The 4,904-nt window shown below is 70.0% G+C and carries 4 protein-coding genes; 2 read left to right on the top strand and 2 right to left on the bottom strand.

Annotation, left to right across the window (positions count from 1 at the left end):
• Positions 1-267: 267 nt before the first annotated feature.
• Both rox and ABTZ89_RS35700 read right to left on the bottom strand, forming a co-directional pair.
• Positions 268-1,686, bottom strand: a complete 1,419-nt coding sequence (gene rox, locus ABTZ89_RS35695; RefSeq protein WP_351053318.1) for a rifampin monooxygenase — start codon at positions 1,684-1,686, stop codon at positions 268-270.
• 216 nt (positions 1,687-1,902) lie between these two features.
• On the bottom strand, positions 1,903-2,445 hold the full coding sequence (locus ABTZ89_RS35700; protein ID WP_270948515.1) for a TetR/AcrR family transcriptional regulator: 543 nt from the start codon (positions 2,443-2,445) through the stop codon (positions 1,903-1,905).
• 91 nt (positions 2,446-2,536) lie between these two features.
• On the opposite strand from ABTZ89_RS35700, the gene ABTZ89_RS35705 reads away from it, so the two are divergent.
• A complete protein-coding gene (locus tag ABTZ89_RS35705; protein WP_351053322.1) occupies positions 2,537-3,709 on the top strand; it encodes an MFS transporter in 1,173 nt (390 codons plus the stop codon).
• Positions 3,706-4,904, top strand: a 1,199-nt coding sequence (locus tag ABTZ89_RS35710; RefSeq protein ID WP_351053325.1) for an MFS transporter, incomplete at its 3' end; no start/stop codon positions are given. The genes ABTZ89_RS35705 and ABTZ89_RS35710, both read left to right, overlap by 4 nt.

Here is a 4,904-nt window from a genome sequence, read left to right on the forward strand (position 1 = left end):
CGCACCGGAGGTCCGCAAATTCAATGGAAATCGGACCTCAAATTTCCATTGAATTTGCGGACCTGCACCGGGGTGCTGAGCCATAAGGTCGCTCGGGCGACCGTGCCCGGAGTTCTGCAGGACCGCGCCGACCGCCCGCAGTGGTCGAGCTCCCTCAGCGCAATCAAGCGCTGGTCGCTTCGAGCTGTGGTGTCGCGGGTCCGTGAGTCTTTTGGGCTGTTATAGGAGCTCAAAAGACTCACGGGTCTTCGCGGAACTATCAGGGCTTCAGCGGCCGAACCACTTTTCCAGATGTACGCGCAGGGTTTGCTGGTCTTCGCCGACCCATGCCACGTGGCCGTCCGGGCGGAGCAGGACGGCCGGGACGTCGAGTTCTTCGCTGACGTCCACGACGTGGTCGACGCGGTCCGCCCAGCCTTCCGTCGAGAGCTGGCCGGTTTGGTCGAGGAGGAGGCCGCGGCCTCGGTGCATCAGCTCGTAGAGGCGTCCGTGCTTCAGCTCGACGTCTCGCAGGCGGCGGCCGAGCAGGTCGTGGCCTTCGCCGAAGTCGTAGCGGACACCGATCGCGGTGATCTTCTCGATCAGGTAGCGGTTGACCTCCTCGAAGTCCATCAGCTCGGACAGCAGGCGGCGCACGGCCTGCGGGCCCGGGTCCAGGGACATCAGCTCGATCTGCGCGCGGGTGTTGGTCAGCACGTCGGTGGCCACCGGGTGTCGTTCGGCGTGGTAGCTGTCCAGCAGCCATTCCGGGGCCCAGCCACGGATCTCGGCGGCCAGCTTCCAGCCCAGGTTGGCCGCGTCCTGGACACCGAGGTTGAGGCCCTGGCCGCCCGTCGGCGGGTGGATGTGCGCCGCGTCGCCGGCCAGCAGCGCCCGGCCGACGCGGTAGCGCTCGGCCTGCCGGGTGGCGTCGCCGAAGCGGGACAGCCAGCGCGGTGAATGCGCGCCGAAGTCGGTGCCCGCGATCGCCACCAGCTGCTGCTTCAGCTCGTCCAGGGTCGGTGGGACCGCGCGGTCCTCGGTCAGCCCCGCAGCGGGCACGATCACGCGGTACCCGCCGCCTTCCAGGGGAATGGCGCCGAATCTCTTCTGGGTCTTGCGGACCTCGGTCACCACCGCCATCAGCTCCTCCGGCGGTGTGGTCAGCTCCACCTCACCCAGCAGCGTCTCGATCTTGCTGGGCTCGCCGGGGAAGTCGACGCCGAGCAGCTTGCGCACCGAGCTGCGGCCTCCGTCGCAGCCGACGAGGTAGCGCGAGCGCAGCTGCGTGCCGTCGGCCAGTTCGGCGGTCACGCCGTCGTCGTCCTGGCTCAGCCCGATCAGCTCGCAGCCGCGCCGGATCTCGGCGCCGAGCTCGGTGGCGTGCTCGGCCAGCAGGCGGTCGATGACCGGCTGCGGGATGCCGAGGACGTAGCCGTGCGCCGTGTCCATCTGGCCTGGCCACGGCTTGTCGATTCCGGCGAAGAAGCCACCTGTCTCGTGCTTCCTGCCCAGCGCGAGGAAGCGATCCAGCAGGCCGCGCTGGTCCATCAGCTCGATGCTGCGCACGTGCAGGCCGCCCGCGCGGACGACCTCGGTCGGCTCCAGATCCCGCTCCAGCACGACCACGTTCACGTCGTGCAGCCGCAGTTCGGCGGCCAGCATCAAACCGGTCGGTCCAGCACCGACCACGATCACGTCGATCATTCGCAACGCCCCGTCCGAGGAGAGTGGCCAGCAGGTACCGGTCCTCGAATGCGCTCGCGCTGTCGAGGACACCGGTTTTCGCTGGTCCTGGCTTCGGACGACGATTCTGCGGCACGACCCGGGTCTTGCCGCAAGCCCCCTGGTGCGCTATACCTTGAAACAGGCGGGGAGAACGCATTCCCCGCTTTTTCCGTCCACGTTGGACGATCTCCCCGGTCAGGCCCTCAGCAGGGATTCCGCGATGGCCTTGGCCCGGTGGGCGGGTTCTGCGGTGCGTTCGCGCAGCGCCGTGACGATGGCGCCGTCGAACAGGAGCATGAACTGCTCCGCGAGGTCCCGGTGGCGAGGTTGACCGGCCGCGATCAGCAGCGAGTCCAGGTAGTCGATGACCTTGGTCTTGTGCTCGGCCGCGACCTGGTGAGCCGCGCTGTCCGCGTCGGCCATCTCGACCATCGCGTTGATCGAGGCGCAGCCTCGGAAGCCCTCGGCTTCGAAGCTGGCGGCCAGGGCGTCGAACACCGCTAGCGGTCCGCCACCAAGGGCCTCGACCGCTTCGGCCAGCCAGGCCCGGAAGCGCTCGTCGTAGCCGCGCAGCATGGTCACCACGAGGTCGTCCTTGCCGGCGAAGTGCCGGTAGAAAGAGGCGCGGCCCACTCCGGAGACGGCGACCAGCCGTTCGACGCCGACCGCCCGGATCCCCTCGCTGTAGAAGAGCTGCTCCGCGGCCTCGACCAGGCGCTCTCGTGCTCGTGTCGCCATGTCCGCACGATATCCCACCTTGCGCGAAAACGGAAACGATCGGTACCGTCTGCCAACATGGAAACGATCGGTACCGTTTTGGGGAGTCCCGTTGACCACGACCGCTGAACCCGTCGCGCGCGTCCCGTTCCGGGTGGCGGTGCTGGCGCTGGGCACCTTCGCGGTGGGCACCGACGCGTTCGTCGTCGCCGGTGTGCTGCCGGAGATCTCGACCGACCTGGGGATCGGGATCGCTCAGGCGGGCCAGCTGGTGACCGTCTTCGCCATCGCCTACGCCGTGCTCTCGCCGATCCTCGCGACGCTCACCGGCACCTGGCCGCGCCGCCAGGTCCTGCTCACCGCGCTCGCGGTCTTCGTGCTCGGCAACGTCGCCACCGCGCTCGCACCGACCTACGCCGCAGTGCTGGCGACGCGCGTCATCGCCGCCGCCGGCGCTGCGATGGTCACCCCGATCTCCGGGGCAGCCGCCGCCGCGCTCGCGCCGGAATCCCAACGGGCCCGGGCGATTTCGCTGGTCACGCTGGGCCTGACGACCTCGACGGCGCTCGGCGTTCCGCTGGGCACGCTGCTCGGATCGGTCACGACCTGGCGCGGCACGATGTGGTTCGTCGCCGCGCTCGGCGCAGCCGCCGGACTCGGTATCGCCGTGCTGCTCCCGACGATCCCGGCACCACCACCCGCGGGTCTGCGCGAACGCCTCGCGCCGCTGCGCAACGCGAAGATCGTGCTGGTCCTGCTGACCACGGTCGCGCTGTTCGTCGGCATCTACATCGTGAACACCTACATCAGCGTGATCGTCGAGCCCGCCACCGGCGGCAGCGGCGCGCTGCTGGCGGTGCTGCTGTTCCTGTCCGGCACCGCGGGCACGATCGGCAACCTGGTCAGCGGCGGGTGGACCGACAAGTTCGGCGCCCGGCGGGTGATCGCGGTCGCGATGGTGGTCGCACTGGCCAACTTCCTGCTGCTGCCGTTCTTCGCGAGCACCTTGATCGGCGCCGGGATCGCGGTGGTGGTCTTCGGGCTGACGGCCTGGTCGGTGACGGTGCCGCAGCAGCACCGGCTGATCGAGGCCGCGCCCGCCGCGACGTCGTTCGTCATCTCCCTGAACGCCTCCAGCACTTACCTCGCGGTGTCGTTGTCCGGGGCGCTCGGCGCTGCGGTCCTGGAGCTCTCGCCCACCTCGTTGCCCTTCGCGGCAGCGGTTTTCATCGCCCTCGGCCTGGCTGCGTCGGAACTGGCCCAGCAGATCGGAGCACGCTCATGACCTCCACAGTGGACACCGCAGCGCCGAGCCGGTGGGCGGTGCCGGTGCTCGGGTTCGGCACCTTCGCCGTGGGCACCTGCGAGTTCGTGCTCGCCGGGCTGTTGCCGCAGCTCAGCAGCACTCTCGGTGTGTCGATCGGCGCCGCGGGCCAGGTGGTCACCGCGTTCGCGCTCACCTGCGCCCTGCTCGCGCCGGTGCTGGCCACGGTGACCGCGAGCTGGCAGCGGCGCCGGGTGCTGGTGCTCGCGACGGGCGTCTACCTGGTGGGCAACGTCGCGACTGCGCTCGCGCCGTCGTTCCCGCTGGTGATCGCCGCGCAGGTGGTCGCCGCAGCAGGTGCCGGGCTGTTCGTGCCGACCGCTGCGGTCACCGCTTCCGCACTGGTTCCGGACGATCGGCGTGGACGCGCTATCGCCGCTGTGACAACAGGTTTCACCGCCGCGACGGCGATGGGCGCACCGCTGGGGACCGCGCTGGGCGCGTTCTTCGGTTGGCGGGTGACGATGTGGTTCGTCGCCGGGTTGGCCGTGTTGGGGCTGCTCGGCGTGCTGCGGCTGGTGCCGGCCGAGGTGGCGACGCCGGCGGTGGAGGGGCTGCGCCAGCGGCTGGCTCCGCTCGGCGACCGGCGGGTGCTGGTGGTGCTGGCGACCACGCTCATCGCGTTCACCGCGGTCTACCTGCCCTACACCTACATCGGGGCGGTGTTCGGCCCGGCGACCGGTGGCAGCGGGGTCCGGCTGGCGGTGCTGATGTTCCTGCTGGGGGTCATCGGCACCGTCGGCAACTACCTCGCCGGGATGCTCGCCGACCGGTTCGGCAGCAGCCGGGTGGTGGCATCTGCGCTGGTCTGGCTGGTCGTCAGCCTGCTGGTGCTGCCGCTGACCACGGGGAACTTCGGGCTGGCGATGGCCGAGATCGCGTTCTACGGCATCGCGGCGTTCGCGATCACGACCCCGCAGCAGCACCGGCTGATCACGCTGTCCCCCGAGTCGGCACCGGTCCTGGTGTCCCTCAACGCCGCGATCCTGTACCTGGCGATCGCGCTGTCGGGGATCCTCGGAGCGGCGGGAATCGCCTGGTCCGGGCCGCAACTCCTCGGCCCGATCGCGGCGGCCCTGGCGGCCGTCGCCCTCCTCCACGCCGGGTTCACCTGGACGAACTTGCCCTCCAGATCGCAGATCGCGACCCCGATCGG

It is taken from the genome of Saccharopolyspora sp. NPDC002686, from assembly GCF_040295745.1.
Classification (GTDB): Bacteria; Actinomycetota; Actinomycetes; order Mycobacteriales; family Pseudonocardiaceae; genus Saccharopolyspora; species Saccharopolyspora oryzae.

Excerpts from the sequence above, each read along its gene's own strand:
- rox (WP_351053318.1), bottom strand. The coding sequence starts at position 1,686 with ATGATCGACGTGATCGTGGTCGGTGCTGGACCGACCGGTTTGATGCTG.
- ABTZ89_RS35700 (WP_270948515.1), bottom strand. The coding sequence starts at position 2,445 with ATGGCGACACGAGCACGAGAGCGCCTGGTCGAGGCCGCGGAGCAGCTC.